Genomic DNA, 2989 nt, shown 5'->3' with positions numbered 1-2989 from the left:
ACTGAAATTATTTACGTAGGGAGGGAACAGGGAACAGGGAACAGGGAAGAAGGAATAAAAGTGTACTGAGTTTTTTTCAAAAATCAAATATGAGTCCTATATAAGTTTAAGCAGATAAATTTGACGCCCTGATTTCATCCTGAGCAAAAATTCATTAATTTTTATTCAACTGTAACTAATCTTGATAAAGATTAGTTTTCTGAGGCTGTAGCAACTTCCGTCTTCGCTGTAGCGACTTCTGCCTCGACCTTTGGGTGTTCCATCCAGACTGTAAGAGCTTGCGCCTTGATATTTTTGGCTTAAGCCAGCCCATACCAAACACCAAAGAATCAGCGCCAAGCGTTCCTCAGTTCCTTCAATACAGCAATGTTGACATTTACAAACGTAAGTAACACCACAGCTTAATCTAAGCTACGCTTAATATGATGTTTTAAGAAAATTTTGTATACATTTGTATCTTTCCGCTAATAACTATTAATTTGCGGTCAGCAACCGCTATGAGAATTCTATTAGTTGAAGATGATGAACTCATTGCTGAATCACTTAGCAAAGCCCTGACAAACCAGCACTATACTGTTGATGTCGCCAAGGATGGCCAAGAAGGTTGGGATTTGGCAGAGTTATTTACTTATGACTTGATTTTGCTAGATGTTTTGCTGCCCAAGCTTAACGGTATTAACTTCTGTAAGCGATTGCGAGCCAATGGCAATCAAACACCTGTTCTGTTATTAACGGCCCAAGACACCAGCACAAATAAGGTCATGGGGTTGGATGCTGGTGCTGATGATTATGTTGCCAAGCCTTTTGATTTTCAGGAGCTGTTAGCTCGCGTTCGTGCTTTATTACGTCGGGGCGGTTCTGCTTTACCGCCTTTATTGGACTGGAAAAACCTGCGGCTTGACCCCAGCACTTGCGAAGTCACTTGTGACGGCAAACTCTTGCATTTGACTCCCAAAGAATACGGTCTGCTTGAGCTTTTTCTGCGCAACACTCACCGGATATTTAGTTGTAGTGCGTTGATAGATCATCTGTGGTCATTTGAAGAACCTCCTACAGATGACACGGTTAGATCTCACATGAAAGGTTTACGACAAAAACTTAAAACTGGCGGTATTGCAGAAGATCCAATTGAAACAGTTTATGGGATTGGATATAAACTCAAGCCAACAGATAGAGAAGGCGTAGATAAGAGAAAATCAAAGTCTTCAATCAGTGGTAATGATGGGCGACAGAAACTCAAAGAGCAACAACCCCAATCTCCAGTGAGCACGATGGAGAAAGTCTTACCACAGGCGGCTACAAGGGACGAAACTTCTACACGCGAGTGGCTCCAATATGACGTCACTGACGACAACGGGGAGAAGTCGCAACTCAATGTTGAAAATCAGGTTGTGACTGGAGTTAGTAAAGTTTGGGAAAAGGTAGCACAGAAACTCGAAGAGCGAGTGGCGACGATTGAGCAAGCCTCTACCATGTTGCTACAGGGTAAACTTTCCGAGGAAATGCAGTCAAAAGCAAAGATGGAGGCTCATAAGCTAGTTGGTTCTCTGGGGATGTTTGGATCTGATGAAGGTTCGCGTCTTGCTAAAGAAATAGAATCGTTGTGGGACATTGGTATTCAGCTAAAGCCAGATACAAGACAGCAGATATCGCAATTGGTTGTAGCGTTGCGTCAAGAACTGCAACTGTTGAACTCTGAGTATAAGCAGGAATTGCTCTGTGACAATCAACTAGTAGATGAACGTCCTTTGCTGTTGATTGTTAACCAGGATAGGGATTTAGCCCAAGCGTTAGCTAAAGAAACAAATAGTTGGGCGATGCGATCGCAAATCGCCCCGGATGCGATCGCCGCTAGGGAGTTGATTGCGAAAAATTGCCCGGATATTGTACTGCTCGACCTTTCCACTAACGACACTACAGAAAATACTTTAGCTTTACTAGCAGAACTCAATACCCGTAGCTCCCCAGTACCAGTGATAGTTTTAACAGACAAAGACAGTTTGCTCGACCGGGTAAAAGTTGCTCGTTTGGGTGGAAGCGGTATTTTACAAAAGCCTGTGTTCCCAAACCAAGTTCTGGAGACTGTGACTCAAATATTACAGCGGACTCACTCCACACAAGCAAAAGTGATGGTTGTAGACGACGATCCGCAGATATTGGCGGCTCTCCAGACTTTACTCGTACCTTGGGGGCTGAAGGTTTACACCTTAGAGAACTCTCTACGGTTTTTGGAGGCAATGGCAGTCGCTCAGCCAGATATGCTGATTTTAGATGTAGAAATGCCAGAAGTAAGTGGTATAGAATTATGCCAAGTCATCAGAAATGAACCGCAATGGAGTGGATTGCCCATCTTGTTTCTTACGGCTCATAGCGATACCAAAACCAGACAGCAAGTCTTTTTGGCAGGTGCAGACGACTACATCAGCAAACCAATTGTAGAACCAGAACTGATTACACGGATACTGAATCGCTTAGAGCGATCGCGTTGGTTGCGAAATCTAGCAGAACTAGATGGATTAACTTTAGTTGCTAATCGTCGCAAGTCCACTGAAGATTTAAATCGATATCTTCAGTCGAGCGAGCGTCACCAACAGCCCTTCTGCTTCGCTATTGTTGAGCTAGACAACCTCAAAGAAATTAATCACAAGTACGGTCATGCTGTTGGCGATCGCGTGTTATCTCAACTAGGCGAACTGTTACGCCAGACGTTTCATACTCAGGATGTAGTTGGGCGCTGGGGAGGTACAGAATTTGTAGTAGGAATGGCGGGGATGACCAAAAGTGATGGAGTGCGGCGGCTTTCAGAACTGCACCAGAGCTTACGTCAGATTGAGTTTACGGCTGCCAATAATCAGAAGTTTCATGTCACCTTTAGTACAGCAGTGGTTGGGTATCCTCAAGATGGTGTCAATCTGCAAGCACTCTATCAAGCGGCTGACGCAGTCCTGGAGGGAGGTGTGGGAGGTGTGGGGAGTGTGGGGAGTGTGGG

The 2989-nt window shown here is 44.4% G+C and carries 1 protein-coding gene; it reads left to right on the top strand.

Going from position 1 to position 2989, the window contains the following annotated elements; genetic code table 11:
* Nucleotides 1-497: 497 nt before the first annotated feature.
* On the top strand, nucleotides 498-2989 hold a 2492-nt coding region (locus BV372_RS33140; protein ID WP_143845462.1), incomplete at its 3' end, for a response regulator.

The organism is Nostoc sp. T09 (assembly GCF_002154695.1).
Classification (GTDB): Bacteria; Cyanobacteriota; Cyanobacteriia; order Cyanobacteriales; family Nostocaceae; genus Aulosira.
This window is presented reverse-complemented; position numbering and strand designations above follow the sequence as displayed.